Genomic DNA, 26,930 nt, shown 5'->3' on the forward strand with positions numbered 1-26,930 from the left:
AATTGACAGTTTAATGTCAATTAGCTTCTTTTATTTTTTCTAAAGTTCATTAACTTTTAATAAAGCTTGGCATTGGCGGGTTCTAAGCAACCAGTTTATCGGTTACTCTGGGGACTAGGATAAATAAGGAGGACATACATATGAAGAAAACAACGATTATTTCAGGATTGGCAGTAGCAACTGCTGCTATTGGGTTGAGTTTTGCTCAAACAGGTTCAGATACACAGGCTAGAGAGATTTTTGATAAAACAGCAACAGCTAATTATGTCAAAGGTTTCGGGGTTTCCACATGGCAATTAGATAGCAATCATCATTTTCAGCCTACGGGACATTACTTGCCAACGGATTCTGCTTGGAAAATTATTGATTTAGAGGCAGAAATGGTAGGGAATGCAGAAAAATTATGGTACAAGGTTGGTAACAATGAATATGTGGACAGTGACTACTTTGATTTAGGCAATGAAACAGCTAAACAGGAAATGGACGGAATTGTTCAAGTTAAAGCTGATGCAGTTGAAAGTGGTAATTTCAAACGTGGAACAACTTGGAAAGTTTTTGGAAGACAAATTAGTGGCAATCAGTCTTATTATAATGTGGGTAATAATACCTGGATTGGCAGTTCAACGGTTGAGTTAATTTCAGAAAATAGTAGAAAGCAAAAGACAGTACAAACGCTTGAACCATTACCTGAAAGTCGTACAGATGATGAAGTGGATTATCGGTTTTTCCTAAAAAAAGTTAATGAAAATAAAGATAATCCTGACTTTATTCAACAATCAAGACAATCTGTTATTGATCAAACGAAAGATTACGGAAGTTTTATAGCAAGAATCTTGGATGACAGTCAGATTGATTTTGCAAAAATTGCGCTAAGATCAGCAGAATCAATGCAACGTGCCCAAGCTCCTAAAAATGAAATTAAAGAAACTTTAGTTAATATGAAGTTTACGGATTCAGAAATTAATTATGCACTATCTCATTTAGATTAATAGTTGAGTGATAAATCGATTAATTAGTTGCGGATAACTGGGAGGCAGTATGAGTGAAATTAGACAAGATTTAAAAGTAAGATTGCAATCAAATTATTTTATAGGGTCCCAAATCTTTGTGATCATTATTTTCTTAATTAATATTATTTCAGGCTGGAACCAAAGAATACCTGGCAAAAGTTATGCTTTATTTTTTGAAGGGTTGTATGGAGGTAGTGGTTCGTCTTTAACCTATTTAGCTGTATTTGTGCCAACGATAGCTGTATTTTTGGGCTTAAAAGATAAAGCAAGACTGGCGCAAACCAAACATAAAGTTTCTTTCTTAACCGCTGGGGTAGTAGGTGCTTTATCATATTTGGTACCCGCTGCTGTGCTAGCGATTATCTCGATTATTGTAGATGGCAATAACGGTGTTCCGCAGACACTAATGGTTTTTAGACAAATAATTGAAGTTAGTCCGTTATTTTATTTAATAATTAACCTTATTAACCTTAGTGTTTTTGGATTTGTGTATGGTTGTTTAAGCTTTGCAACGACAAAGTTATTTAATAATGAAGCTGCCGGATTTTTAACAGCACTGGCAGTGTATGTTGGTGGTAGTTACTTTGTTATTTTTGTCATCGGTATTTGGGAGCTTATTCACTATATGCCCGTTGCTACCTTTGCAAGTACTAACATAGGAGCTAATTTAGCTGAATTTAGTATGTTGCTTTTGGGCGCTTGTTTAATTAACTATATTGCTTTTAGAAGACAAACAATCAAAGGTAGAATTTAGCTTAATATAAAAAATAACCTTGGTTTTTAATCAAGGTTATTTTTTTGGTTGTAGTCTTCTAATGCTGGTAAATAAGGAAACAGCACCATAAACTAAGGTGTTAATTACAGTCATCATTTCGGCTGCTGTTGATACATTGAAGTTTGGTATCATTAGCCAATAAATAGCTCCTGTCAGTAAGACTATAGCACTTAAACAAAATATGATTGGTTCACAGATATAGTAATTTTTTGAAAGACGATAGTGATAGCGTTCTTTTTGATCAGACCAATCACGATTGATAGATTTTGATAACGAAAATAAGATAATCGGATATGGCCATAGAAAAACTTCGCGCATCTGTATTGAAAAGTAAATGGTGGCAAGGGTTAAGATAATAGTCGCAAAAATTCCGGGCTTATCCGTAATTTTATGGTTAGCAAATAACCAATTGTAAGTTTTTTTCATGATATAAAAATCCTCCATAATTACTGCTTTTTGAACAAGAAGGCTCCTAAAAAAGAAGCAAATACTGAAAAACTTAGTATTGCTACCTCAAATAGTCTTCCCCATAATAGGAGATTTTGATTAACAAATAATAAATATAGAGGTATTGCAATTAACAATATAATTCCTGCTAATAGTGACAGTGGATTTTTAAGATAATAGTTTTTTGAAATTTGATAGTAGTCACTTTTCTTTTTAATCAATCCTGAAGTTATCAGGTATGTTCCCAAACAGTACATTGCAATGGATGTTGAAGAGTAGCCCGTTAAATAATCTAAGATATTGAAAATAACTAAGATAGCACATCCGGATATGACCTGCTTTTTATCTTTTAACTGATAGTTCGTAAAGAAATTTTTGAAAATTGTCTTCATAATATAATCCTCCAAGTCTTCAATAAAGTAATGACATAAAGTAGCTTAACTGTTTTTGATTAACTCAGTTCCCTTATAGAGAAATATAAATCCAAAGACAATCAAAAAAATAGAGGTAATCGAGTTATTTTCATTATGTGGAATATAGAAATTTTCTATTTGCCACCAGTAAAGTGGTATCCAAAGAAATGTCAAAATCCCAGTAACAAAAAATAAGGGATGACGTAAGTAATATTTATCAGAAATACGACAGTCTAATGCACCTTCCTCATCATCCCAAGCCTTCTTGATTCCTGACAAAATAGCATTGATTGCTAAAGGATAAAGATGGTAAAAACTTGAAAAAGTAAACATATTCAAAATATAAATAATCCCCAGTCCTACGATTCCTTCTATAATCAATTTTTTATCAATTACTTTGTAATTAAAAAAGAGTGTAGTAATTAAAGTGATAATAATTCCCCCCAAGTAGCCTGTTGAAGGTTTAGTATAACATGCTTTTGATGCAATAAAAAAAGCCCTGGATATCTCCAAGACTTTTAAAAATTATTATTTAGCTAATTCATAAATGGCTTCCATGTAGATAGCAACTGCATCGAATAACGCTTGTTTTAGCATGTATTCATTTGGTTGGTGCATAACATTTTCTTGTGTTTCTGGTTGAGCACCAAAAGCGACACCATTGTCAAAAATGTGAGCGTAAGTTCCACCACCGATGATTTGTTCATGACCTTTATTACCTGTTTGGTTTTCATAAACGCGTAATAGTGTTTGAACCAGTTCGCTGTCTTTTGAAACATAGTGAGGTTCTTGAGCATGACCATCAACGAAAACAGTTGCAACGTCGCCAATAGTTTGTTGTAAACCAGCAGTGATTTTGTCATCGCTAGTGCCTTGAGGGTAACGGACGTTGATTGCAATTGTTTGGTTGTCTTCATTGAAAGCAAAAATGTTAGGAGAAGAAGAAGCATCTCCCATTAGTTCATCGTGATGAGCAATTCCTGCTTTTTCACCTTTGAAGTCTTCATGCAATGTATTAGCTGTAAATTCTAGATAGTGTTTAGCTTGACCTGAAAAGTCGAAGTTAACTAGGAATTTTGCTAAGTAAGTGGCAGCATTACGACCAAGTTCAGGTTCTGAACCGTGAGCACCTTTACCAGTTAAAGTTAAGTTGATTTGACCGTTTTCTTCTTTTGCATCCCCAGTTAGTTGGTGATTTTTTAAGAATTCAGTAAATGCAGGTTGAACTTTTGCAAAATCAAGACCACTAAGTGTAGCATAGGCGGTGTGAGGAACCATGTTAGTACGTTGACCAGCTTCAAAAGAAACTAGTTTAACGTCGCCGTTTTGTGAGTTGTCTTTAAAATCAACGATAAATGTTGCAATTCCTTTTTCACCATTGATGATAGGAAATTCAGCATCAGGAGAGAAGACAATATCAGGACGTCTTTCTGATTTAAGGTAATGAGTTAATCCTTCCCAGTTACTTTCTTCATCAGTTCCGATGATGAAGTGAACAGGTTTTGATAACTTAACGCCTTCATCTTTTAGAATCTTCAAAGCGTAGTAAGCAGCAAGACCAGGACCTTTGTCATCAGCAGTTCCACGGCCGTAAAGTTTACCGTCTTTTTCAATCATAGTGAAGGGTTCAGTATCCCAACCATCGCCAGCAGGGACAACGTCAGCGTGAGCAATAATACCTAAAACATCGTCTTCAGTAGCGTCACCATATTCAACACGGCCAGCTAGATTATCGACGTTTTTGAACGTGAAGCCATCACGTTTGGCGTAGTCTAAGTATTGTTGAAGACCCTTAGCAGGACCAGGTCCTAGAGGGAATTCGTCAGTTTTGTGTTCAACATCTCTTGAACTATCAATAGCGACTAAGTTTTTTAAGTCTTCAAGTAAATCAGCTTCGTATTTTTTAGCTAATTCTTTGTAATTTAAAGTCATATCAGTTCCTCCTTTAAGGTGTTAATGATATTTTAACATAGATTTAATCCAGAGATTATAAAAATGATTAGCACACGTAATCCTAGTGTATTAAAAATAGATTATGATAAACTAGACATATATCAGATAGTTAAAACTCATAAAAGAAAGAGATTATTATGCAAGCATATCAGTATTTTGATTTGATTGAGCAAATTACTCGAAATGATGGTTCCAAATATTATGAAATTGCTAATATCATGATGAATGGTCGCGCTGAAAAAGCAGCCATTAAGAACTTGATTAAAGAAGTAAGAATTGTGCAGCTCAATATTCCAAGATCACCTAGCTTGGTGACTTATGAACAATACATCAATGACAATTATACTTTTCCTGAACCTGAACTGACTGAGTTTGAAGAATGGAAAAAACCTGAAGGAAAAATTAAGGAGGCTTTTGAAACGGTATTAAGATCTAACAATATTAAGTAATGAAAGGTGTGACAAGTTTTGGAAAACATTAGAATATTACATACAAACGATTTACATTCGCATTTTGAAGAGTGGCCTAAAATATCAAGGTATATTAAACAAGCTAGGGAACAAGACCCTGACTTATTATTATTTGACATCGGCGATTTCATGGATAAGTGGCATCCTTTAACCGAAGCAACAGATGGTCAAATCAATATTGATTTGATGAATGAGGCTGGATATAACGCTGTAACTATTGGTAATAATGAAGGAATCGGTAATAGTCATGATCAACTGCAGCATCTGTTTGACCATGCGCAATTTGATGTTATTTTAGATAATCTTTATCAAAAAAATGGTCAACGCCCAAAATTTGCACAACAACCTTATAAGATTATGGAAACACACGCCCACCATAAAGTTGGTATTATTGGTATGACGGCTTGTTACCCTTTAACCTATGGTCCTAATGGCTGGTCAATTAAAGAAGTTGATGAAGTGCTACCTGGAGTTATTGCTGAACTAAAGGCGCAAAAAGTGTCTGCTATTATTTTGCTTAGTCATCTAGGTTTGCCAACAGATAGAAGGTTGGCTAAAGCTTATCCTGAGCTTGATTTAATTCTAGGTTCACATACGCATCACTTACTTCCTCAAGGAGAACAAGTTAATCAGACAATGCTTGCAGCAGCAGGTAAGTATGGTCAAAATATTGGAGATGTTCAGCTAACTTTTGCCGATGATGGCACTGTATCAAATGTAACAGCTAAAACAATTCCAACTGAGAGTTTACCTGAAGATCCAAGCGATGACGCTCAAATACAAGGCTGGTTAACAAAAGGGCATGAACAGCTACAAAAAGAAAAAGTAGCAGAATTACCTCAAAAATTTGAAGATGCAGAACAAACTTACCAGGTTTTACTAAAAAGTGTGGCTAAACAAGCGGGAACTGATTTAGCTATCTTGAATTCAGGACTAGCAGTTACACCTTTTAACCCAGGTGTGATAACTTATGACGATTTACATCAATCATTGCCACATCCAATGCACTTGATTCGTGTGAAGTTAAGCGGGTATAATTTATGGCGATTAATTCGTGAAATGGAAAAAATGCGTCTGTTCTTATCTCATTATCCAATGAGAGGAATGGGATTTAGAGGAAAAATATTTGGCGATATTAAATATCTAGGTATTGAATATGATGCTGCTACCAAACAAGTGTTTGTCAACGGACAGCCGATAGACTTGGGTAAGGTATACACATTAACCACAGTTGATCATTACTTCTTTATTCCATTTTTCCCAACAATTGAAATTACGGGTGATGTTGAATTTCTATTTCCTGAGTTCTTACGCGACAGCGTTAACCATTACTTGAAAGAAACCTATCCTATAAAAGAATAAGTGGTGATAATTTGAAAGACGAAAAAGAAAAAGAGAAAGTTAAACAGCGTTATCACAAATTAGCTAGAGTCGAACGTCAATCAGATGATAAATTGAAGATAGAAGACGCGATTTACGATATTACAATGAATTATAATGATGCGTTGGATGTTGAGCTATTGAAGGAACGCTTTGACCCTTTCTTGTTGAAATATGATTATATTGTCGGCGATATTGCAGATGATAAGTTACGTTTTAAAGGCTTCTTTGTTGGAAAGAAAAAACGTGCGCATCTTGATCAATATGCAAATACAATTGAAGACTATTTAATGGAGTATGTTAATCCAGGTGCAGCTTACTTTGTTTTGGAAAAAACAGGAATTGTTAAGCAAAAACTAAAAGTTAAACAATCCAAGTTCTACCGAACTAAGAATAAAAAGACGCAACCTCAAAAAAACTTTGTATTAAGAAAGAGAGAACGACTATGAGCCAAACCTATAAAGGATATTTAATTGACTTAGATGGGACAATCTACCGTGGGAATGAAACGATTGAAGCAGGAAAAGAGTTTGTTGAACGCCTGCAAGAAAAAAATATTCCACATATCTTTTTGACTAACAATTCAACCCGTACACCACAAATGGTAGTCGATAAATTAGCTAAGCACGGTGTTAAGACAGATGTGACTCACATTTATACACCAAGCATGGCAACAGCTGAATACATTCATGACCAAGGTATTGAAAATCCACGTGTTTATATTATTGGTGAAGTGGGACTTTACCGTTCATTGTTAGATTCGGGATGCATTTATGATCCAATCTCACCTGATTATGTTGTTGTTGGAATGGATCAAGATTTAACTTACAACAAAGTCAAAAAAGCGACATTATTAATCTCAAACGGTGCTAAATTTATTGGAACAAATGCCGATACTAATTTACCAAGCCATGAAGGGCTAATTCCTGGAGCAGGTACAATTTTAAAAATGGTAGAAACAGCTACAGGGCAAAAGCCAGTTGTAATGGGAAAACCAGAAAAAATCATTGTCGATTTAGCAATGAAACAACTGCAATTGGATAAGTCAGATGTTGCCGTTGTCGGTGATAACTATAAGACTGATATCATGTCAGGAATTAATAGTCATCTGGATACTATCTTGGTTTACACAGGTGTATCAACACCTGAACAAATTGCAGCAGTTAAAGACAAACCAACACATATTGTTAATTCCTTGTCCGAATGGGAAGTTTAATATGGTGTCAGTAAAGAGCTGGCTAAAAAGCTTGTATGCTATTGTTTTTTCATTGGCATCTGCTGTGGTACTTGCTATTGTTGCGAGTTTCCCATTGTTGTATATCTTTTTGAAGACAACAGATATTACTAAAATCACTAGCTTTAGTGCTGAAACAATTATGGGTAACTACACCCAATTAATGATTTATTTGCTTTGGCCGTTTCAAACCGTGCTAAAAATGTCTGATTTTCCGACCTCAGTTAATGGCGCACAACATTTTGCTGATGTGAAAGTCTTTTTTTTACTAGCATTAGGCGTTTTTATTGTGCTAGGTATTTTCTATCGATGGATACTAAAGGATAAACTATTATCTAAAAGTGTGTTAATTTTGGGTATGATTGTTCCATTGATTGTGGTGCCTTTTGCAGTATTGAACTTTGATAGTTTCTTTGTTATTTTTCATGAGACACTGTTTAGTAATAAAGATTGGCTATTTGATCCAGCTACAGATCCGATAATCAATGTATTACCGGAGACATTTTTTGCAGCAACGTTTGCAATTGGATTATTAAGTTATGAAATTCAGTTATGGTTTACTCTGAAGAAAAAAGCCCAACTCAGATGAGTTAGGCTTTTTTTGTTTTGTTTTTGAAATAGATAAAAACAATGGGTAAAATAGAAATGAGGACAATTGCAATGACAATAAGCGAAAAGTGGTCTTGAACTTGTGGAATATTTCCAAAGAAATAGCCCAGAATTGAGAATAATGAAATCCATAAAACGCCACCTATGACATTGTAAAAGATGAAATGAGGATAAGACATTTTACTTGCTCCCGAAACGAAGGGAACGAACGTTCTGATAAAAGGAATGAAACGTGCTAGTAAAATGGTCTTGCCACCATGCTTTTCAAAAAAGTGTTCGGCAGCTAGTCGCTTATCTTTATTGATAAATCGATTTAAAAATTGACTCTTTTCACTTTTTTCACTCGACCAACGGCCAATTTCATAATTTAAGCTATCTCCAAGTACGGCGGCAACAATGAAAATGAGGTAACAGATGAAAATGTTGAGTGAATATTTTGGGTTGGCACACATTGCGGCTGCGGCAAAAATCAATGAGTCTCCCGGTAAGAAAGGGAAGACGACCAATCCGGTTTCAATAAAAATAATTAAGAACAAAATGACATAACTATAGATGCCAAGACTGTTCACCACATTAACCAAATGATGGTCAATGTGTAAAATAAAATCAATCAGTTGCATAAGGGACTCCTTAAGATGTTAGTTTTCTTGTCTTAGTATACCAGTTTTTAATGAAGAGAGTTATTGCGGTTTGTTTAAGCTGGTTGAGTGAACAGCCATATTATTATCTGTAAATAAGTCTTTCATTAGTGTTGTGACGGCAACTTGTGCTTCGCCAAATCCAAGTGTGATTAATGGGAGGTGGCCAGGGCGGGTGATACTGTCACCAATGGCAAAGACGTGCGGTAGATTAGTTTGCATTGTTTCATCGACACAGATGAAGCCTCTTTCGGTATCAACGTCAATAGCTGAAAGCAGCTGGTTAGTGGTATTGAAACCATAGCTAACAATAGCGTTGTCACAGATAAGATGGTAAGGATCTGTTTGAGGCTTGAGTTGTTTCAAAGTGAAGTCGAGTTGACTGGTCGAGGTTAGTTCAACATCTTTTGGTAAAAACGGTGTAACAAACTCAACGTTTTCCTTTGCTTTTAGTTGGTCAACATTATAAGCCATCGCTCTAAAACTATCACGTCTGTGAACGACATAGACTTTTTTAGCAACCTCAGAAATCATATTAGCCCAGTCAATTGCAGAGTCGCCTCCACCAAAAACAGCAATGGTTTTGTCAGTGAATTTTTCAATCTCAGAGACAGTATAATGAATTTTGTCTTCAATAGTAGTGTCTTTGATTTTGATAGGCAGTTTCTTGGGGTTGAAAGAGCCATTACCTGTAGCAATTATAATGGATTTGGCTTTCACGGATTCGCCTTGCTCACTTTTTAAGATGTAAGAGTCGGCTCTTTCTATAGTAGAAACTTTGAAATTAGTTTGAATAGCAACATCATAAGATTGCACTTGTTCTAGTAATTGTTGGGTGATTTTTTCGCCAGAAATCTTGCTGAAACCAGCGATGTCTGTGATATCTTTTTCGGGATAAATCATTTTTGGTTGCCCGCCAATTTCGGATAAACTTTCAAGTATAATGGGTTTAGCTCCATGCAGAGCTGAAAAAGAGGCAGCGAACATACCCACTGGTCCGCCACCAATGATTGCAACATCATAATTAGTCATCATATATACACACCTTATTTATAAATTAGTCTTCCAATATAAGATTACATCTGTCATGATATTAATGTAAAGAAAGGAATTGTACAAATGGATTTTAAAATAGGTCAAATTGTTGAAGGAAAAGTAAATGGGATTCAACCTTACGGGGTATTTGTTGATTTAGGTAATAACAAGCAAGGACTCATTCATATTTCAGAATGCAAACAGGGATTTGTAACAAACTTAGAGGATGCTTTTAAAGTAGGTAGAGTCATAAAAGCAGTGATTATTGACATTGATGAGTATTCTAGACAGATTAGTTTATCCGTTAGAGTATTGCAAGATGCTAATGAGGTAACACGTCGTAAGCGCAAGCACTACTGGACTGATTATCGCGTTGACTTAGGCTTTTCAACGATTGCAGAAGAGATTAATCCTTGGGTTTATCAAGCTTTGAAAAGATTTTCAAAATAACCCTTGTCAAACGAGGTGATAGCTGGTAAGATATTCTTTGTCGTTGAAAAGCGACAGCTAAGCAACTCAAACGAAATCAAAAAGATTTCAAAAAAAGAGTTGCAAAGCAAAAGAGAATATGTTATATTAATTAAGTCGTCAAGTTGAACAAACAAATTATTCTTTCATAAGAAAAAAATAATTTAAAAAAACTTCTTGACACTGGTTATCAACTTTGATATAATAGAGAAGTTGTTAAACAAAGTAGACCTTTGAAAACTGAACAAAGTTTCGCATAAATGTGTGGGGGTAATTAACCCCAAGCAATGAGCGAAGTCAATTCGCTAGTAAGTTTTAAAAAGAGCAAGTCAAACAATCTAAAATGAGAGTTTGATCCTGGCTCAGGACGAACGCTGGCGGCGTGCCTAATACATGCAAGTCGAACGAGTTTGCTCTTATGATGGTAGTGCTTGCACTACTTGACTAAGAATCCAAACGAGTGGCGGACGGGTGAGTAACACGTGGGTAACCTACCCTAAAGCGGGGGATAACATTTGGAAACAGATGCTAATACCGCATAACAATAAGAATCGAATGTTTCTTATTTAAAAGATGGTTTCGGCTATCACTTTAGGATGGACCTGCGGCGTATTAGCTAGTTGGTAAGGTAATGGCTTACCAAGGCGATGATACGTAGCCGACCTGAGAGGGTGATCGGCCACATTGGGACTGAGACACGGCCCAAACTCCTACGGGAGGCAGCAGTAGGGAATCTTCCACAATGGACGAAAGTCTGATGGAGCAACGCCGCGTGAGTGAAGAAGGGTTTCGGCTCGTAAAACTCTGTTGTTAGAGAAGAAAGATAATAAGAGTAACTGTTTATTATTTGACGGTAACTAACCAGAAAGCCACGGCTAACTACGTGCCAGCAGCCGCGGTAATACGTAGGTGGCAAGCGTTGTCCGGATTTATTGGGCGTAAAGCGAGCGCAGGCGGCTAATTAAGTCTGATGTGAAAGCCTTCGGCTTAACCGGAGAAGTGCATTAGAAACTGATTAGCTTGAGTGCAGAAGAGGAGAGTGGAACTCCATGTGTAGCGGTGAAATGCGTAGATATATGGAAGAACACCAGTGGCGAAGGCGACTCTCTGGTCTGTAACTGACGCTGAGGCTCGAAAGCGTGGGTAGCAAACAGGATTAGATACCCTGGTAGTCCACGCCGTAAACGATGAGTGCTAAGTGTTGGAGGGTTTCCGCCCTTCAGTGCTGCAGCTAACGCATTAAGCACTCCGCCTGGGGAGTACGACCGCAAGGTTGAAACTCAAAGGAATTGACGGGGGCCCGCACAAGCGGTGGAGCATGTGGTTTAATTCGATGCAACGCGAAGAACCTTACCAGGTCTTGACATCTTTTGACCACCTAAGAGATTAGGTTTTCCCTTCGGGGACAAAATGACAGGTGGTGCATGGTTGTCGTCAGCTCGTGTCGTGAGATGTTGGGTTAAGTCCCGCAACGAGCGCAACCCTTATTACTAGTTGCCAGCATTAAGTTGGGCACTCTAGTGAGACTGCCGGTGACAAACCGGAGGAAGGTGGGGATGACGTCAAATCATCATGCCCCTTATGACCTGGGCTACACACGTGCTACAATGGATGGTACAACGAGCAGCGATACCGCGAGGTTTAGCTAATCTCCTAAAACCATCCTCAGTTCGGATTGCAGGCTGCAACTCGCCTGCATGAAGCTGGAATCGCTAGTAATCGCAGATCAGCATGCTGCGGTGAATACGTTCCCGGGCCTTGTACACACCGCCCGTCACACCATGAGAGTTTGTAACACCCGAAGCCGGTGAGGTAACCTTTTGGAGCCAACCGTCTAAGGTGGGACAAATGATTAGGGTGAAGTCGTAACAAGGTAGCCGTAGGAGAACCTGCGGCTGGATCACCTCCTTTCTAAGGATATACGGAAACACACATTTGAAACTTTGTTTAGTTTTGAGGGGTTTACTTCTCAAAATGGAGCATAATGGATTGGGCCTATAGCTCAGCTGGTTAGAGCGCACGCCTGATAAGCGTGAGGTCGATGGTTCAAGTCCATTTAGGCCCATTTAACTAAATAGTTAATAAACCTGGGGGTTTAGCTCAGCTGGGAGAGCGTCTGCCTTGCACGCAGAAGGTCATCGGTTCGATCCCGTTAACCTCCATAGACAACGAAAGTTGTCGGTTGAACATTGAAAACTGAATATGATTTAAGAACCAAAAGCCGAGGTTATCGAAAAGATAATCAAACACCGCGTTTTTAAGAGTAAATTAAAGAGAAATCACAGGTTAAGTGATAAAGGGCGCATGGTGGATGCCTTGGCACTAGGAGCCGATGAAGGACGGGACAAACACCGAAATGCTTTGGGGAGTTGTAAGTAAGCTTTGATCCAGAGATATCCGAATGGGGGAACCCACTAAGAGTAATCTTAGTATCTGTATGTGAATACATAGCATGCAGGAGGAAGACGCGGGGAACTGAAACATCTCAGTACCTGCAGGAAGAGAAAGAAAAATCGATTTCCTGAGTAGCGGCGAGCGAAACGGAAAGAGCCCAAACCAAGAAGCTTGCTTCTTGGGGTTGTAGGACTACAATAACGGACTTAAATAAGATAGAAGAATGAGTTGGGAAGCTCAGCCAAAGAAGGTGACAGCCCTGTATTTGAAATCTTGTTTATACCAAAGTAGTATCCTGAGTACGGCTGGACACGAGAAATCCAGTCGGAATCCGGGAGGACCATCTCCCAAGGCTAAATACTCCCTAGTGACCGATAGCGAACCAGTACCGTGAGGGAAAGGTGAAAAGCACCCCGGGAGGGGAGTGAAATAGATCCTGAAACCATGTGCCTACAAGTAGTCAAAGCCCGTTAATGGGTGATGGCGTGCCTTTTGTAGAATGAACCGGCGAGTTACGTTATGATGCAAGGTTAAGTTGAAGAGACGGAGCCGAAGCGAAAGCGAGTCTGAATAGGGCGAATAAGTATCATGATGTAGACCCGAAACCAAGTGACCTATCCATGTCCAGGTTGAAGATGCAGTAAAATGCATTGGAGGACCGAACCCACGTACGTTGAAAAGTGCGGGGATGAGGTGTGGATAGCGGTGAAATTCCAAACGAACTTGGAGATAGCTGGTTCTCTCCGAAATAGCTTTAGGGCTAGCCTTGGAGTAAAGGATCGTGGAGGTAGAGCACTGTTTGGACTAGGGGCCCGTCAAGGGTTACTGAATTCAGATAAACTCCGAATGCCATTGATCTATATCCAGGAGTCAGACTATGAGTGATAAGATCCGTAGTCGAAAGGGAAACAGCCCAGATCACCAGTTAAGGTCCCAAAATTTATGCTAAGTGGAAAAGGATGTGGCATTGCGTAGACAACTAGGATGTTGGCTTAGAAGCAGCCATTCATTTAAAGAGTGCGTAATAGCTCACTAGTCGAGTGACGCTGCGCCGAAAATGTACCGGGGCTAAGCATAATACCGAAACTGTGGATGTGTTATTTATAACACGTGGTAGGAGAGCGTTCTAAGGGCGAAGAAGGTAGATCGTAAGGACTGCTGGAGCGCTTAGAAGTGAGAATGCCGGTATGAGTAGCGAAAGATAGGTGAGAATCCTATCCGCCGAAAGACTAAGGTTTCCTGGGGAAGGCTCGTCCTCCCAGGGTTAGTCGGGACCTAAGATGAGGCCGAAAGGCGTAATCGATGGAAAACAGGTTGATATTCCTGTACTATGATGCATTGTTTGAACAATGGAGGGACGCAGCAGGCTAAACGAATGTGCGAATGGAAGAGCACGTCCAAGCAACAAGTTTTATTATGAGTCAAATGCTTATAATTATACGGATGAGTTGTGATGGGGAGCGAAATTATAGTAGCGAAGTCGTTGATGTCACACTGCCGAGAAAAGCTTCTAGTTAGATGTATTGTACCCGTACCGCAAACCGACACAGGTAGTCGAGGAGAGAATCCTAAGGTGAGCGAGCGAACTCTCGTTAAGGAACTCGGCAAAATGACCCCGTAACTTCGGGAGAAGGGGTGCTGATTTTAAATCAGCCGCAGTGAATAGGCCCAAACAACTGTTTATCAAAAACACAGGTCTCTGCTAAATCGAAAGATGACGTATAGGGGCTGACGCCTGCCCGGTGCTGGAAGGTTAAGAGGAGAGCTTAGCGTAAGCGAAGGTTTGAATTGAAGCCCCAGTAAACGGCGGCCGTAACTATAACGGTCCTAAGGTAGCGAAATTCCTTGTCGGGTAAGTTCCGACCCGCACGAAAGGCGCAATGATTTGGGCACTGTCTCAACGAGAGACTCGGTGAAATTATATTACCAGTGAAGATGCTGGTTACCCGCGACAGGACGGAAAGACCCCATGGAGCTTTACTGTAGCTTGATATTGAGTATTTGTGAAACATGTACAGGATAGGTAGGAGTCGATGAAGTGAGAACGCTAGTTTTCATGGAGACATTGTTGGGATACTACCCTTGTTTTATGAATCCTCTAACTTTTGCCAATTATCTTGGTAGAGGACAGTGTCAGGTGGGCAGTTTGACTGGGGCGGTCGCCTCCTAAAGTGTAACGGAGGCGCCCAAAGGTTCCCTCAGAATGGTTGGAAATCATTCGCAGAGTGTAAAGGTATAAGGGAGCTTGACTGCGAGACTTACAAGTCGAGCAGGGACGAAAGTCGGGCTTAGTGATCTGGTGGTACCGCATGGAAGGGCCATCACTCAACGGATAAAAGCTACCCTGGGGATAACAGGCTTATCTCCCCCAAGAGTTCACATCGACGGGGAGGTTTGGCACCTCGATGTCGGCTCGTCGCATCCTGGGGCTGTAGTCGGTCCCAAGGGTTGGGCTGTTCGCCCATTAAAGCGGCACGCGAGCTGGGTTCAGAACGTCGTGAGACAGTTCGGTCCCTATCCGTCGCGGGCGTTGGAAATTTGAGAGGAGCTGTCCTTAGTACGAGAGGACCGGGATGGACATACCGCTGGTGTACCAGTTGTTCTGCCAAGGGCATCGCTGGGTAGCTATGTATGGACGGGATAAGCGCTGAAAGCATCTAAGTGCGAAGCCCCCCTCAAGATGAGATTTCCCATTCCTTTAAGGAAGTAAGACACCTCAGAGATGATGAGGTCGATAGGCTAAGAGTGGAAGTATAGCAATATATGGAGCGGATTAGTACTAATCAGTCGAGGACTTAACCAAGTTAAGCGGTAGGCTTTTGGAAAATAAATCATATTCAGTTTTGAGTGTTCAGCACTCAAGGTAAATAAAAGTGTGGTGGCGATAGCAAGAAGGTTACACCTGTTCTCATGCCGAACACAGAAGTTAAGCTTCTTAACGCCGAAAGTAGTTGGTGGGTGACTACCTGCGAGGATAGGACGTTGCCACGCTTTTTTTTATTCCGGTTTAGCTCAGTTGGTAGAGCACTTGACTGTTAATCAAGCTGTCGTCAGTTCGAGTCTGACAACCGGAGTTATTGTGGAGAGTTGTCCGAGCTGGCCGAAGGAGCATGATTGGAAATCATGTATACGGGTTTTCCTCGTATCAAGGGTTCGAATCCCTTACTCTCCGTAATTATATAATTTAATATGGCCCGTTGGTCAAGTGGTTAAGACACCGCCCTTTCACGGCGGTATCATGGGTTCAAATCCCGTACGGGTCACTTCGGAGGATTAGCTCAGCTGGGAGAGCATCTGCCTTACAAGCAGGGGGTCACAGGTTCGATCCCTGTATCCTCCATAACTTAGGTCCCATGGTGTAGGGGTTATCACGCCTGCCTGTCACGCAGGAGATCACCGGTTCAAATCCGGTTGGGACCGTAAAAAAGATCAGCTATAAGCTGGTCTTTTTTTATAACAAATTTTAATTACTGTTGATTCTTACTTGTGTTCCCGATAGGATCTAGTTAAGTACTAGATATGCCTTGTAACCGAATCGAAGGGGGAAATAAAAATGGAAAAATATTTATTTACGTCTGAGTCTGTTTCTGAAGGACATCCAGATAAAGTTGCTGATCAAATTTCAGATGCTATTTTGGATGCTTTACTAGAACAAGATGAAAATGCCAGAGTTGCTTGTGAAACAACTGTAACGACTGGTTTAGTTTTAGTAGTTGGTGAAATTAGTACGACCGCTTATGTTGATATTCAAAGTGTTGTACGTAACAAAATCAAAGAAATTGGATACAATGATCCAAGTCTAGGTTTTGATGGTGAAAACTGTGCAGTTTTAATCAATATTGATGAACAATCACCAGATATTGCTGGTGGTGTAAATGACTCTTTAGAAGTTCGTGAAAACAAAGCTGATAAAGACGAATTTGATCAAATTGGTGCTGGAGATCAAGGGCTAATGTTTGGATTTGCTGTTGACGAAACACCTGAATTGATGCCATTACCAATTTCATTAGCTCATCAACTAATGCGAAAAATTTCTCAAAAGAGAAAAACCAATGAGTTATTATTTTTAAGACCAGATGCTAAAGCTCAAGTAACTGTTGAGTACGATGCAAACAATAAACCTGTACGAGTAGACACAGTAGTTCTAAGTGTACAGCATAGTGAACAAGTCACAAATGAGGAAATAAAATCAGAAATGATGAAAGTTGTTTCTGAAGTTATTCCAGCAAATTATTTAGATGAAGAAACCAAATATATTATTAATCCTAGTGGTCGCTTTGTTTTGGGTGGGCCTAAAGGAGATGCCGGATTAACAGGTAGAAAAATAATAGTGGATACTTATGGTGGATATGCTCGCCATGGTGGTGGTGCTTTTTCTGGTAAAGATGCTACAAAAGTTGACCGTTCAGCTAGTTATGCAGCGCGTTATATCGCTAAAAATATTGTTGCTTCAGGTTTAGCAACAAAATGTGAAGTGCAATTAGCTTACGCAATTGGTGTCGCTCAACCTGTAAGTATCATGATTGATCCTTACGGAACTAGCGACTACTCAAATGAACAATTAGTCAAAGCTGTTCGCAAGGTGTTTGACTTGCGTCCAGCAGGTATTATCAAAATGTTAGATTTGAAAAAACCAATTTATCAAAAAACAGCTGCTTACGGACATTTCGGTCGTCCAGATCAAGATTTCCCTTGGGAAAGAACCGACAAAGTAGACGAACTAAAAGCTAATATTTAATAAAAAAGACTCTCTTAAAATTAAGAGAGTCTTTTTTTGCTCGTTAAACAAGTATAAAAAATGGAAAGACCAACAATTGCTAATAAAAATCCGCCGATTACATCTGAAGGGTAATGAACACCAACAACTACTCGGCTAAGTCCGATAAGTAAGGGAATTAAAAGACAAGCAGTTTTAAACATAAATTGTAATTTTTGTGGAATATAGGGTTTATAAATTAAATAAAAAACGCCAAAAAGAAATAAGCTATTCATTGCATGTCCACTAGGAAAAGAAAATCCACTGGCATTAACAAGATGCAAAGCTGAAGGTCTAGGGCGCGCAATCCATTCTTTTAGTAACAGGTTGCTTAATAAAATGCTGAGACCAGAACCGGCCATAAATAGGCCTAATTGGTATTTTCTTCGATAAAATAAAAAGCCAAAAGTAAGGGCACTAATTGTCATCATTGGCACTGGATTGCCTAGTAAGGTAATGGCAATGACTAAGTTTTGATAGTGGTAAGTAAATTGATTTTGCAATAAACGGGTAAATAATGTATCACTTTTTAAAATGAATCCAGTATGGTTTATAACGAGTATTAGCCAGATAATAAAAATAAAAAGACTAGCAATACCTAAATAGAACCATCTATTTTTGAAAGACTTTGAATTAAAAATCATAAATGACTCCTTGTTTTTTTTTTACGATGTGATAAAGTATAGTTATTATATCGCAAATTATTTCAGAGTAGTAATTATTTTAGTAACTGAGCAGAAAGTATGCGGGTGATGCGAGCATATAGTTGCCGTAATGAACTTACTGATTGCTTTTGATTTGCACGTCTAGTCAGCGTTAAAGACATTGAGGTGTTGCACGATTAGTGTGCAAAACTTAGGTGGTACCGCGAAATTAACTCGTCCTATGATTATTAATCATAGGACTTTTTTTATTTAGGAGGAACAATAGATGACTTACGAACATTTGAATATCGAAAAAAAATGGCAAGATTATTGGCTAAAAAACAAAACATTCAAAACAACAACTGATTCATCAAAAGAAAATTTTTATGCGCTAGATATGTTTCCATATCCGTCAGCTAAAGGACTTCACGTTGGACACCCTGAAGGATATACAGCGACTGATGTTGTGTCAAGAATGAAACGTGCACAAGGGTACAATGTCTTACACCCTATGGGATGGGACGCTTTTGGGTTACCAGCTGAACAATATGCATTAGACACTGGTCATGATCCAGCAGAATTTACTGATGAAAATATCGAACGTTTTAGAAAACAAATCAATTCACTAGGATTTTCTTATGACTGGGATAGAGAAATCAAGACAACAGATCCAAAATACTACAAATGGACACAATGGATTTTTGAACAACTTTACAAAAAAGGCTTAGCCTATGAAGATGAAGTTGCAGTTAACTGGAGTCCAGATTTAGGAACTGTTGTGGCTAACGAAGAGGTTATCGACGGAAAAACTGAACGTGGTGGCTTCCCAGTTTATCGTAAGCCAATGCGTCAATGGATGTTGAGAATCACAGCTTATGCTGAACGATTACTTGAAGACTTAGACTTAGTTGATTGGCCAGAAAATATTAAAGAAATGCAACGTAACTGGATTGGAAAATCAACTGGTGCTCAAGTTAAATTTGCAATTGATGAAACTGATAAAGATTTCAGTGTTTTCACAACTAGACCTGATACATTATTTGGTGCAAGTTACGTGGTGTTAGCACCTGAACATAAATTAGTTGAACAAATTACAAAGCCTGAACAAAAATCAGCTGTTGATGAATATATTAAACAAACAGCATTGAAGAGTAACTTAGATAGAACAGATTTAAATCCAGAAAAAACAGGGGTATTCACAGGTGCTTATGCCATTAACCCCGTAAATGGTGAAAAATTACCAATTTGGATTGCTGATTATGTACTAGTAAGCTACGGAACAGGTGCTGTCATGGCAGTTCCTGCTCACGACGAACGTGATTTTGAATTTGCTCAAAAATTTGATTTACCATTCAAAGAAGTTGTTGAAGGTGGCGATATTACAGAAGCTGCTTATACTGAAGACGGCACACATGTTAACTCAGGTTTCTTAAATGGCATGGACAAAGCCCAAGCCATTGAAAAAATGATTGATTGGTTAGAAGAAAATCAAGCTGGAGAACGCAAGGTTAACTACAAACTACGTGACTGGACATTTTCACGTCAACGTTACTGGGGTGAACCCATTCCTGTTATTCACTGGGAAGATGGCGAAACAACTCTAGTCCCTGAAGAAGAATTACCATTGACACTTCCTAAAACATCAGATATTAAGCCATCTGGAACAGGAGAATCACCGCTTGCACGTATTGAAGATTGGTTGAATGTGGTGGATGAAAACGGTCGTAAAGGTCGTCGTGAAACCAATACAATGCCACAATGGGCGGGTAGTTCGTGGTACTACTTGAGATACATTGATCCAAACAATGATGAAAAATTAGCTGATTACGATAAATTAAAACAATGGTTACCTGTTGATTTATATATTGGTGGGGCAGAACATGCGGTTCTTCACTTATTATACGCAAGATTCTGGCATAAATTCTTATATGATATTGGTGTTGTCCCAACTCCAGAACCATTCCAAAAATTATATAACCAAGGTTTGATTTTGGGTGCTAACCACGAAAAAATGTCTAAATCAAAAGGAAACGGTGTAAACCCTGATGATGTTGTACAAGAATATGGTGCAGATGCCTTAAGATTGTACGAAATGTTTATGGGTCCTTTGGATGCTTCAACAAGCTGGGCAGCTGATGGTCCAAACTCAACTCGTCGTTTCCTAGATCGTGTATGGCGTTTAATTGTTAATGAAGAAACACATGAATTATCCGATAAAGTTGTGGAAACACCAACAGAAGATTTGGATAAAATTTACAACCAAACTGTTAAAAAAGTGACAGAAGACTTTGAAGCACTTCACTTTAACACAGCTATTTCACAAATGATGGTATTTGTTAACGAAGCAAATAAAGCCAAAGCAATTAACCGCGAAATGACTGAAGGGTTCGTTAAATTACTGGCACCACTTGCACCACACATGATGGAAGAAATCTGGCAAGTACTTGGCCATAATGATAGTATTAGCTATGAACCATGGCCAACATTTGATGAATCTAAACTAGTAGAAGATACAGTTGAAATGATTATTCAAATTAATGGTAAACTAAAGAGCAAGATGCAAGTATCCGTTGAAGCTTCAAAAGAAGAAGTAGAAAAACAAGCACTTGCTGATGAAGCTATTCAAGCTCAAATTGGTTCAAAAGAAATTCGCAAAGTTATTGTGGTTCCACAAAAGATTGTGAATATTGTGATTTAAAATTTTATATAAATTACGCAAAAAGCACTTTTTATAAAGTGCTTTTTGATATTATAGAGATATATCAAAATATCTAAGTAAGGAATCAATATGCAAGAAAATAATCAAAATCAAACCACGTCAAAGAACACACTTTTAAAAGGGTCTGCTTGGATGACGATGGGCTCTATCTTTTCACGTATTTTAGGAGCACTTTATATTATTCCTTGGTTTGCCTGGATGGGTAGTCATGGCAATATTGCCAATGCACTGACGGCAAGAAGTTATAATATTTATAGCTTATTCATCATTATTTCAACTGCTGGAATACCAGGAGCTATTGCCAAACAAGTTGCTCATTATAATGCTTTAAATGAGTATGGTGTTGGGCGAAAGTTATTTCATCGAGGCATCATGTTAATGCTTGGGTTGGGAGTTATCTCAACTATTGCGATGTATTATTTTTCGCCATTATTAGCAGGAGATGATCCGCGTCAAATTCAGGTTATGCAAAGCTTATCTGCTGCGTTATTGCTAATCCCAGTTATGAGCTTAATCCGAGGGTATTTCCAAGGGTACAATGATATGGCACCAGCGGCACTGTCTCAGTTTGTAGAGCAGCTATTCCGCGTGATTTATATGTTGGGTGCAACGTACATTATTATGAAATTACATAGTAGTGGCGATTACGTGTTAGCAGTTACGCATTCAACTTTTGCGGCAGCTGTAGGTGCCTTAGCAGGACTAGCATTGTTAATTTTTTACTACTACAAAAAGAAATCACAAATGGATTATCTTGTACTCAATAGTGATAATGCAATCAGTGTCTCTACTGGGAAGTTATTCAAAGAAATTGTTCGACAATCGATTCCCTTTATTATTATTGACTCAGGAATCACGTTATTCCAACTAATTGATCAATACACATTCAATCAATTTATGGGGACTTTTGTGAAAGTTTCAACTGATCAATTAGATAGTTGGTATGCCTTATTCGGGTTAAATGCCAACAAGCTAATTATGATTACAATTTCATTGGCTACTGCTATGGCTGTGACTGCGATTCCATTATTATCGGGTGCGCATGCTAGAAAAAACTTTCCAGAAATCACAGCACATATTGGTGATACGCTAGAATTATTTTTATTCGTTATGATTCCAAGTAGCTTTGGAATGGCTGCAGTAGCAACTTCTTTATATAGTGTCTTCTATAACTACGATGCTTTAGGTATTAGTGTGTTGTACCTGTCATCTTTTGTAGCTATTGCTTTAGGATTATTTACTATTTTAGCCGCAATTTTACAGGGACTTTCAAGAAATAGGTTAGCTATTTTGTATTTAATAGTTGGAATTGTGATTAAGTTAGTCTTACAGTATCCATTAATTGCATTATTCAAAATTTATGGACCTTTAGTTGCAACAGGAATAGGAATGAGCATAACATCATGGTTAATGCTACATCACTTAAAAGTCAGATTTCGTTATAGTGGTGAAAGAACTAAGCGACGTTTTGCAGGAATTGTTCTGTTTTCAGTATTTATGTTTATTCCAACAAAACTTGTTGAGTCTGGGTTGATTTGGCTAATACGTCCAGATGGCAAATTAGGCTACTTGTTGGTCTTTGCAGTCAGTGTTATTGTGGGGGCTGTTATTTACGGTTACTTAGTACTTAAAACAAGATTAGCTGACCGTATTATCGGTTCAAAAGTAGAAGGTATTAGGAGAAGATTGAAGATATCATGATACGTTTAGATCGATTTTTGGCCAATAGTGGTATTGGTACCAGAGCAGAAGTAAAAAAATTAATTAAGCAAAAGCAAGTTAAAGTTAACGATGAAGTGGTAAAGTCACCCAACCAAAAGTTAACAGAGACTGATCAAGTTAAAGTCGATAATCAAGTCGTCTCAGCTCTCGCGGATCGCTATTTTATGTTTAATAAGCCAGCAGGCGTGATTACGGCTACACAAGATGCTAAGCATCGAACTTTTTTACATTATTTTCAAGATGAAGTTCACGTTGAAAAGTTGGTAGCAGCAGGTCGACTAGATAAAGATACGACCGGGTTACTAGTTGTAACTGATGATGGGCAGTTCGTCCATGAAATTATTCATCCTAACAAAAAAGTACCTAAAATTTATCAAGCTAAGATTGATGGTCAACTAACTGAATCCGATAAAGAATTATTTGGTCAAGGGATGCAATTCAAAGACTTTACAGCACAGCCTGCTAAAGTTAAAACAGTTGAATTGTTGCCACGAAATCAATCTGTAATTGAGGTAACTATTCATGAAGGCAAATATCATCAAGTTAAACGAATGTTTGAACAAGTGAAAAAGCCAGTACTTCAGTTGCATCGGTTACAAATTGGGCAACTTCAATTAGATGAGAATTTAAAACCGGGTGAGTATCGTGATTTAACTGATGAAGAACTCATAATGCTTAAAACAAAATAAAATAAAAAGGCGAGGATCTCAACGGGTCCTCGCCTTTTTGATTAGATAAAAAAATCGGTCATTGACAAAAAATGACCGATGGTCAATAATTATAAAAAAGGTGATTAGATGACACAAAAAGTAACGCGAAAAAAAGAATTGAAAGCACAAGCTATTTCATCTGTGACACTAGAACTTTTTAAAACGAGAGACTTTGCTGATATTTCGATGAATGAAATTGCACAAAAAGCAGGTATTTCAAAAGGAAGTTTATTTAATTACTATAAAACTAAAGAAAATATATTTATGCACTTGCTTCTAGTAGGGTATCAAGATTTTTTTAATCAGTTAATTATCAAGATTAAACAGCAAGACCCAAAAAACAAAGATCAGTTGAAAGCGTTTTTGATTGAATCAACTCAAGATTTGATTGGTAATCATTTAACTTTAATCAAATTAAACTCACTTAGAGGCCCCGTACTTGAGAATAAAGCTTCACGTGAACAGACGATTTCTGAACGTAAAAAACTATATGAGATTCATGAAGAACTAGCACAACTCGTTCAGCAAATAGTCCCTGATATTAGCTTAAATCAAGCTAATAAACTATTCATTATTCAAAGCAGTATTATTAGTGGGCTAATTAATTTGTCTGACTTAGATTATTTTCAAACAGAACCTCTAACCAAAAGTTTTGCAGATTTCAAAGTTAATATATATCATGATTCAATTGAAACCTTTGCAGCTTATTTAGACTCAGTTTTAAATTAGTCAGGAGTATAGAATTGGATAGAAAATATATTAGAAACTTTGCGATTATTGCACATATTGATCACGGTAAATCAACATTATCCGATCAAATTATGAAATTGACAGATACATTTGATTTTCGACATGACGAAGCACAGCTATTGGATGATATGGCAGTCGAAAAAGCTCACGGTGTGACAGTGAAATCAAAAACCGTACGTAATTTATATCATGCTAAGGATGGCCATGATTATCAACTAAATTTAATTGATACACCTGGACATGTCGACTTTACGTACGAAGTTTCGAAAAGTTTATCTGCAAGTGATGGTGTCATATTATTAGTTGATGCCACAGAAGGGGTTAAGGCGCAGACGATTGCTAACTACAAAATTGCCAAAAGTCAAAACCTGCCAGTAATACCTGTCATCAATAAAATTGATAGTGACAATGCCCAAATTGACCGGTGTGAAAATCAAATTTATGAATTGGATGACTCTTTACTTGAAAAAACAATCTTAAAAATTTCAGCTAAAAGTGGTTTGAATATTACCAACTTGCTTGAAGCTATTGTGACACAGCTACCCGCGCCTGTTAGTGAAGGAGATAATCAACCACTGAAAGCTTTAGTATTTGATTCTCAGTACGATATGTATCAGGGTATCATAGCTCACGTTCGCTTGTTTAACGGACAAGTATCAGCCCAAGAATCCTTAACTTTGATGGCGCAAAATACTGCTTTTCAAGCTAAAGAAGTAGGGACATTTGTTCCTGAATTAAAGAAGGTTAAGACTTTAAATGCTGGTGAAATAGGTTATATTGCAACCGGCATCAAAGACCCGCAAGGATTACGTGTAGGAGATACAATAACCGCTACCAAACACAAAACTCAAACGCCTATTCCCGGTTATCAACCGATTACACCTGTTGTTTTTGCAGGAATTTATCCCAACAATTCTGATTACCAAGAATTAAAGCTTGCGATGGAAAAGATTATACTAACAGATTCATCACTGCAATATACGGAGATTGTATCTGAAGCTTTAGGTGCAGGATTTCACTGTGGTTTTTTAGGACTATTTCATTTGCAGATTATTAGAGAAAGGCTAGTTCAAGACTTTAATATTTCGGTTATTACAACGGCCCCTAATGTTAATTATCAAGTACAGCTGAAGGACGGCTCTATTCAAAATGTGACTAATCCGGCTAAATTTCCAGATTTTTCAGAGGTAAAGTCCGTTAAGGAACCATTTGAAAAAGCACAAATTACAATTCCACAAGTTTACATGAATAAGGTGATTGATTTAAGCAATCATTATCGAGGATTATTGGTTAGTTTAGATAATAGCCAGCAGTTGGTAACACTTCACTATGAATTTCCGATTGCTGAAATAGCCTTTAATTTTTTCGGCAAATTAAAAACAGTCACACAAGGTTATGCAACATTTGATACTGTGCTGGCAGATAAGCGTGAGTCCGATGTAGTCAAGTTGACGATTGATGTGAACTATACCAATGTTGACTCATTAACTTTTGTCACGCATCGGTCAAATAGCTATCGAATGGCGCAAGATATTGTTCATAAATTAAAATATACAATTCCGCGCCGACTTTATCCAATGCCTGTACAAGGCTACATTGAGGGGAAAGTAGTAGCTAGAATTGACGTTCCGCCTTTGCGAAAAAATGCAGCAACAGTGCAGCAATCTAGTATTTCAAAAAAACAGTCTTTACTTAGACGTCAAAATCTTAATAAGCGAAAAGCTACGCAAGATCATATAGAATTACCGCAAAAAGTATTTGATACAATTTTAGATATTGAGCAATAAAAAAGAGCTACTAAAAGTAGCTCTTTTTTATTTTCGACTGTAACGACTCATAAAATGTGGGATTTCATCAATAAGCTTTGAAGGTAGGACAACATAATTTGATTTGCTCAAATGATTCGCAATAAAGCTGTGCAGATAGACCGCCGCATAGATTGTGTCGGCTGCTTCGCCAAATTGGCCAACAAATGCGGCAATAATGCCAGCTAACGTATCGCCCATACCACCAGTTGCCATAGCAGGGGTTCCAATATCGATGAAATGAGGCTCATGTTCACTTTCAAATACGGCTGTTTTTTCGGACTTTAAGACAACAGTAAGATTTTTAGCAATATATTGTAGGTAAGTTTGGTTAGCTTTTTCATCTTGAAACTCAACTTTGAGTCCTGTTAAGCGTTGCCATTCAACTTGATGAGGAGTCATGATGATTTTTTTAGCGTTTCTAGGAGTTAAGGCTGTGTTTTGGGCGATATTGTTTAGCGCATCAGCATCTAAAACAACCGTTTGATTACTTGAAATTGATTCTTTGACGAGCGTCATTAGCTTTTTAGCGTAGTCATCTTGTCCTAGTCCTGGGCCCAAAACAACAACATCAACTTGTCTAATCAGTTGTACTAACGTTTTTTGATCACGCCAATCAACAAACATTGCCTCTGGAACGTTGGCATGTAGAGCAGGTAAATTGATAGAGTGTGTGGCTACACTAACAAGTCCAGCACCTGCATAAACAGCTGCCTTGGCAGCCATTGTAATAGCACCACCATAATTATAATTTCCCCCGATAAGTAGCAATCGTCCATAACTGCCTTTATGACTATGAGTTTCCCTTTTTTTGATTGTTTGAGTTAAACTATCAATTGTTATTTCTTCCATCAAAAGAACTCCTCTAACTTTGTAATTACTTCTATTCTACTAAAGATAAGCTTAAATTAAAAATCAGAATTAATCTGGTAGTTCTTAAGAGAGTCTTAAGATTGAATGCTAATAAAATCAAAGTTTGATACAATTAAAGACACAAT

General features: G+C 38.0%; 22 protein-coding genes, 7 tRNA genes, 3 rRNA genes and 1 riboswitch. Of the genes, 24 read left to right on the forward strand and 8 right to left on the reverse strand.

Translation table 11 applies throughout. The annotated features are described in order from the left end of the window. Window positions 1–140 precede the first annotated feature (140 nt). Together JNUCC72_RS01535 and JNUCC72_RS01540 are read left to right on the forward strand one after the other, a co-directional pair. A complete protein-coding gene (locus JNUCC72_RS01535) occupies window positions 141–989 on the forward strand; it encodes a hypothetical protein (protein WP_454144225.1) in 849 nt (282 codons plus the stop codon). A 49-nt stretch (window positions 990–1,038) separates the two neighbouring features. Then, the gene (locus tag JNUCC72_RS01540) at window positions 1,039–1,764 is read left to right on the forward strand and encodes a hypothetical protein (protein ID WP_454144227.1); all 726 of its coding nucleotides are present in this window, start codon (window positions 1,039–1,041) and stop codon (window positions 1,762–1,764) included. Between the two features lie 36 nt (window positions 1,765–1,800). Here JNUCC72_RS01540 and JNUCC72_RS01545 read toward each other — a convergent pair whose 3' ends face one another. The 4 genes from JNUCC72_RS01545 to pepV form a co-directional block, all read right to left on the reverse strand. After that, entirely contained in the window at window positions 1,801–2,211 is a 411-nt protein-coding gene (locus JNUCC72_RS01545; RefSeq protein WP_454144229.1) for a hypothetical protein, read from the reverse strand. A gap of 20 nt (window positions 2,212–2,231) precedes the next feature. Next, complete coding sequence (locus JNUCC72_RS01550) at window positions 2,232–2,624, reverse strand: hypothetical protein (RefSeq protein ID WP_454144231.1); 393 nt, start codon at window positions 2,622–2,624, stop codon at window positions 2,232–2,234. Between the two features lie 45 nt (window positions 2,625–2,669). After that, entirely contained in the window at window positions 2,670–3,092 is a 423-nt protein-coding gene (locus JNUCC72_RS01555) for a hypothetical protein (protein WP_454144233.1), read from the reverse strand. Window positions 3,093–3,173: 81 nt separating this feature from the next. Further along, complete coding sequence (gene pepV, locus JNUCC72_RS01560) at window positions 3,174–4,577, reverse strand: dipeptidase PepV (protein ID WP_454144235.1); 1,404 nt, start codon at window positions 4,575–4,577, stop codon at window positions 3,174–3,176. 155 nt (window positions 4,578–4,732) lie between these two features. On the opposite strand from pepV, the gene JNUCC72_RS01565 reads away from it, so the two are divergent. The 5 genes from JNUCC72_RS01565 to JNUCC72_RS01585 are packed head-to-tail and all read left to right on the forward strand — an operon-like array spanning window position 4,733 to window position 8,271. After that, a complete protein-coding gene (locus JNUCC72_RS01565; protein ID WP_454144683.1) occupies window positions 4,733–5,047 on the forward strand; it encodes a hypothetical protein in 315 nt (104 codons plus the stop codon). Window positions 5,048–5,065: 18 nt separating this feature from the next. Then, window positions 5,066–6,430, forward strand: a complete 1,365-nt coding sequence (locus JNUCC72_RS01570; protein ID WP_454144237.1) for a bifunctional metallophosphatase/5'-nucleotidase — start codon at window positions 5,066–5,068, stop codon at window positions 6,428–6,430. An 11-nt stretch (window positions 6,431–6,441) separates the two neighbouring features. After that, window positions 6,442–6,897 carry a YutD family protein gene (locus tag JNUCC72_RS01575; protein ID WP_454144239.1) on the forward strand — a complete coding sequence of 152 codons (456 nt, stop codon included), beginning with the start codon at window positions 6,442–6,444 and terminating at the stop codon, window positions 6,895–6,897. Then, entirely contained in the window at window positions 6,894–7,664 is a 771-nt protein-coding gene (locus tag JNUCC72_RS01580; RefSeq protein WP_454144241.1) for a TIGR01457 family HAD-type hydrolase, read from the forward strand. The genes JNUCC72_RS01575 and JNUCC72_RS01580 overlap by 4 nt, the downstream gene beginning before the upstream one ends. A 1-nt stretch (window position 7,665) precedes the next feature. Then, on the forward strand, window positions 7,666–8,271 hold the full coding sequence (locus JNUCC72_RS01585; RefSeq protein ID WP_454144243.1) for a TIGR01906 family membrane protein: 606 nt from the start codon (window positions 7,666–7,668) through the stop codon (window positions 8,269–8,271). A gap of 1 nt (window position 8,272) precedes the next feature. Here JNUCC72_RS01585 and JNUCC72_RS01590 read toward each other — a convergent pair whose 3' ends face one another. Beyond that, a complete protein-coding gene (locus JNUCC72_RS01590) occupies window positions 8,273–8,911 on the reverse strand; it encodes a VTT domain-containing protein (protein WP_056974401.1) in 639 nt (212 codons plus the stop codon). A gap of 60 nt (window positions 8,912–8,971) precedes the next feature. Then, on the reverse strand, window positions 8,972–9,964 hold the full coding sequence (locus tag JNUCC72_RS01595; RefSeq protein ID WP_454144246.1) for an NAD(P)/FAD-dependent oxidoreductase: 993 nt from the start codon (window positions 9,962–9,964) through the stop codon (window positions 8,972–8,974). An 84-nt stretch (window positions 9,965–10,048) separates the two neighbouring features. Between JNUCC72_RS01595 and JNUCC72_RS01600 the strand changes: the two genes are divergently transcribed. The 12 genes from JNUCC72_RS01600 (at window position 10,049) to metK (ending at window position 17,564) form a co-directional block, all read left to right on the forward strand. Next, a complete protein-coding gene (locus tag JNUCC72_RS01600; RefSeq protein ID WP_454144248.1) occupies window positions 10,049–10,414 on the forward strand; it encodes a CvfD/Ygs/GSP13 family RNA-binding post-transcriptional regulator in 366 nt (121 codons plus the stop codon). Window positions 10,415–10,771: 357 nt separating this feature from the next. Beyond that, window positions 10,772–12,343 (forward strand): 16S ribosomal RNA (locus tag JNUCC72_RS01605). 80 nt (window positions 12,344–12,423) lie between these two features. Beyond that, window positions 12,424–12,497, forward strand: a tRNA-Ile gene (locus JNUCC72_RS01610). 24 nt (window positions 12,498–12,521) lie between these two features. After that, window positions 12,522–12,594 (forward strand) — tRNA-Ala (locus JNUCC72_RS01615). 122 nt (window positions 12,595–12,716) lie between these two features. Beyond that, window positions 12,717–15,629: ribosomal RNA gene (locus JNUCC72_RS01620) — 23S ribosomal RNA — on the forward strand. 71 nt (window positions 15,630–15,700) lie between these two features. Continuing rightward, window positions 15,701–15,817, forward strand: a 5S ribosomal RNA gene (gene rrf, locus JNUCC72_RS01625). The 16S, 23S and 5S rRNA genes sit together here with 7 tRNA genes alongside, the layout of an rRNA operon. 10 nt (window positions 15,818–15,827) lie before the next feature. After that, window positions 15,828–15,900: transfer RNA gene (locus JNUCC72_RS01630), tRNA-Asn, on the forward strand. A gap of 7 nt (window positions 15,901–15,907) precedes the next feature. Then, a tRNA-Ser gene (locus JNUCC72_RS01635) sits at window positions 15,908–15,998 on the forward strand. 19 nt (window positions 15,999–16,017) lie between these two features. After that, window positions 16,018–16,089 (forward strand) — tRNA-Glu (locus tag JNUCC72_RS01640). 4 nt (window positions 16,090–16,093) lie between these two features. After that, window positions 16,094–16,166: transfer RNA gene (locus tag JNUCC72_RS01645), tRNA-Val, on the forward strand. A 7-nt stretch (window positions 16,167–16,173) separates the two neighbouring features. Next, a tRNA-Asp gene (locus JNUCC72_RS01650) sits at window positions 16,174–16,246 on the forward strand. Window positions 16,247–16,301: 55 nt separating this feature from the next. Continuing rightward, window positions 16,302–16,382, forward strand: a riboswitch (SMK box riboswitch). Further along, window positions 16,380–17,564, forward strand: coding sequence for a methionine adenosyltransferase (gene metK, locus JNUCC72_RS01655; RefSeq protein ID WP_454144250.1), 1,185 nt, complete (start codon window positions 16,380–16,382; stop codon window positions 17,562–17,564). Its footprint overlaps the riboswitch before it by 3 nt. A gap of 20 nt (window positions 17,565–17,584) precedes the next feature. Here metK and JNUCC72_RS01660 read toward each other — a convergent pair whose 3' ends face one another. Then, on the reverse strand, window positions 17,585–18,226 hold the full coding sequence (locus JNUCC72_RS01660; RefSeq protein ID WP_454144252.1) for a phosphatase PAP2 family protein: 642 nt from the start codon (window positions 18,224–18,226) through the stop codon (window positions 17,585–17,587). Window positions 18,227–18,512: 286 nt separating this feature from the next. On the opposite strand from JNUCC72_RS01660, the gene leuS reads away from it, so the two are divergent. The 5 genes from leuS (at window position 18,513) to lepA (ending at window position 25,914) form a co-directional block, all read left to right on the forward strand. Beyond that, a complete protein-coding gene (gene leuS / locus JNUCC72_RS01665) occupies window positions 18,513–20,924 on the forward strand; it encodes a leucine--tRNA ligase (RefSeq protein WP_454144254.1) in 2,412 nt (803 codons plus the stop codon). A gap of 90 nt (window positions 20,925–21,014) precedes the next feature. Further along, on the forward strand, window positions 21,015–22,646 hold the full coding sequence (locus tag JNUCC72_RS01670) for a putative polysaccharide biosynthesis protein (RefSeq protein ID WP_454144256.1): 1,632 nt from the start codon (window positions 21,015–21,017) through the stop codon (window positions 22,644–22,646). Beyond that, a complete protein-coding gene (locus JNUCC72_RS01675; RefSeq protein ID WP_454144258.1) occupies window positions 22,643–23,356 on the forward strand; it encodes a pseudouridine synthase in 714 nt (237 codons plus the stop codon). Before JNUCC72_RS01670 ends, JNUCC72_RS01675 begins: the two co-directional genes overlap by 4 nt. A gap of 108 nt (window positions 23,357–23,464) precedes the next feature. Continuing rightward, window positions 23,465–24,106, forward strand: coding sequence for a TetR/AcrR family transcriptional regulator (locus JNUCC72_RS01680; RefSeq protein ID WP_454144260.1), 642 nt, complete (start codon window positions 23,465–23,467; stop codon window positions 24,104–24,106). A 14-nt stretch (window positions 24,107–24,120) separates the two neighbouring features. Next, complete coding sequence (gene lepA / locus JNUCC72_RS01685) at window positions 24,121–25,914, forward strand: translation elongation factor 4 (protein WP_454144262.1); 1,794 nt, start codon at window positions 24,121–24,123, stop codon at window positions 25,912–25,914. 27 nt (window positions 25,915–25,941) lie between these two features. Here the strand turns inward: lepA and JNUCC72_RS01690 are convergent, their stop codons facing one another. Beyond that, a complete protein-coding gene (locus tag JNUCC72_RS01690; RefSeq protein WP_454144264.1) occupies window positions 25,942–26,784 on the reverse strand; it encodes an NAD(P)H-hydrate dehydratase in 843 nt (280 codons plus the stop codon). Between the last annotated feature and the right edge of the window lie 146 nt (window positions 26,785–26,930).

This window comes from Holzapfeliella sp. JNUCC 72, assembly GCF_053668685.1.

Coding starts and splice junctions, on each gene's coding strand:
- JNUCC72_RS01535 (WP_454144225.1), top strand. CDS start 141: ATGAAGAAAACAACGATTATTTCAGGATTGGCAGTAGCAACTGCTGCT.
- JNUCC72_RS01540 (WP_454144227.1), top strand. CDS start 1,039: ATGAGTGAAATTAGACAAGATTTAAAAGTAAGATTGCAATCAAATTAT.
- JNUCC72_RS01545 (WP_454144229.1), bottom strand. CDS start 2,211: ATGAAAAAAACTTACAATTGGTTATTTGCTAACCATAAAATTACGGAT.
- JNUCC72_RS01550 (WP_454144231.1), bottom strand. CDS start 2,624: ATGAAGACAATTTTCAAAAATTTCTTTACGAACTATCAGTTAAAAGAT.
- pepV (WP_454144235.1), bottom strand. CDS start 4,577: ATGACTTTAAATTACAAAGAATTAGCTAAAAAATACGAAGCTGATTTA.
- JNUCC72_RS01580 (WP_454144241.1), top strand. CDS start 6,894: ATGAGCCAAACCTATAAAGGATATTTAATTGACTTAGATGGGACAATC.
- JNUCC72_RS01585 (WP_454144243.1), top strand. CDS start 7,666: ATGGTGTCAGTAAAGAGCTGGCTAAAAAGCTTGTATGCTATTGTTTTT.
- JNUCC72_RS01590 (WP_056974401.1), bottom strand. CDS start 8,911: ATGCAACTGATTGATTTTATTTTACACATTGACCATCATTTGGTTAAT.
- JNUCC72_RS01595 (WP_454144246.1), bottom strand. CDS start 9,964: ATGATGACTAATTATGATGTTGCAATCATTGGTGGCGGACCAGTGGGT.
- JNUCC72_RS01600 (WP_454144248.1), top strand. CDS start 10,049: ATGGATTTTAAAATAGGTCAAATTGTTGAAGGAAAAGTAAATGGGATT.
- metK (WP_454144250.1), top strand. CDS start 16,380: ATGGAAAAATATTTATTTACGTCTGAGTCTGTTTCTGAAGGACATCCA.
- JNUCC72_RS01660 (WP_454144252.1), bottom strand. CDS start 18,226: ATGATTTTTAATTCAAAGTCTTTCAAAAATAGATGGTTCTATTTAGGT.
- leuS (WP_454144254.1), top strand. CDS start 18,513: ATGACTTACGAACATTTGAATATCGAAAAAAAATGGCAAGATTATTGG.
- JNUCC72_RS01670 (WP_454144256.1), top strand. CDS start 21,015: ATGCAAGAAAATAATCAAAATCAAACCACGTCAAAGAACACACTTTTA.
- JNUCC72_RS01675 (WP_454144258.1), top strand. CDS start 22,643: ATGATACGTTTAGATCGATTTTTGGCCAATAGTGGTATTGGTACCAGA.
- JNUCC72_RS01680 (WP_454144260.1), top strand. CDS start 23,465: ATGACACAAAAAGTAACGCGAAAAAAAGAATTGAAAGCACAAGCTATT.
- JNUCC72_RS01690 (WP_454144264.1), bottom strand. CDS start 26,784: ATGGAAGAAATAACAATTGATAGTTTAACTCAAACAATCAAAAAAAGG.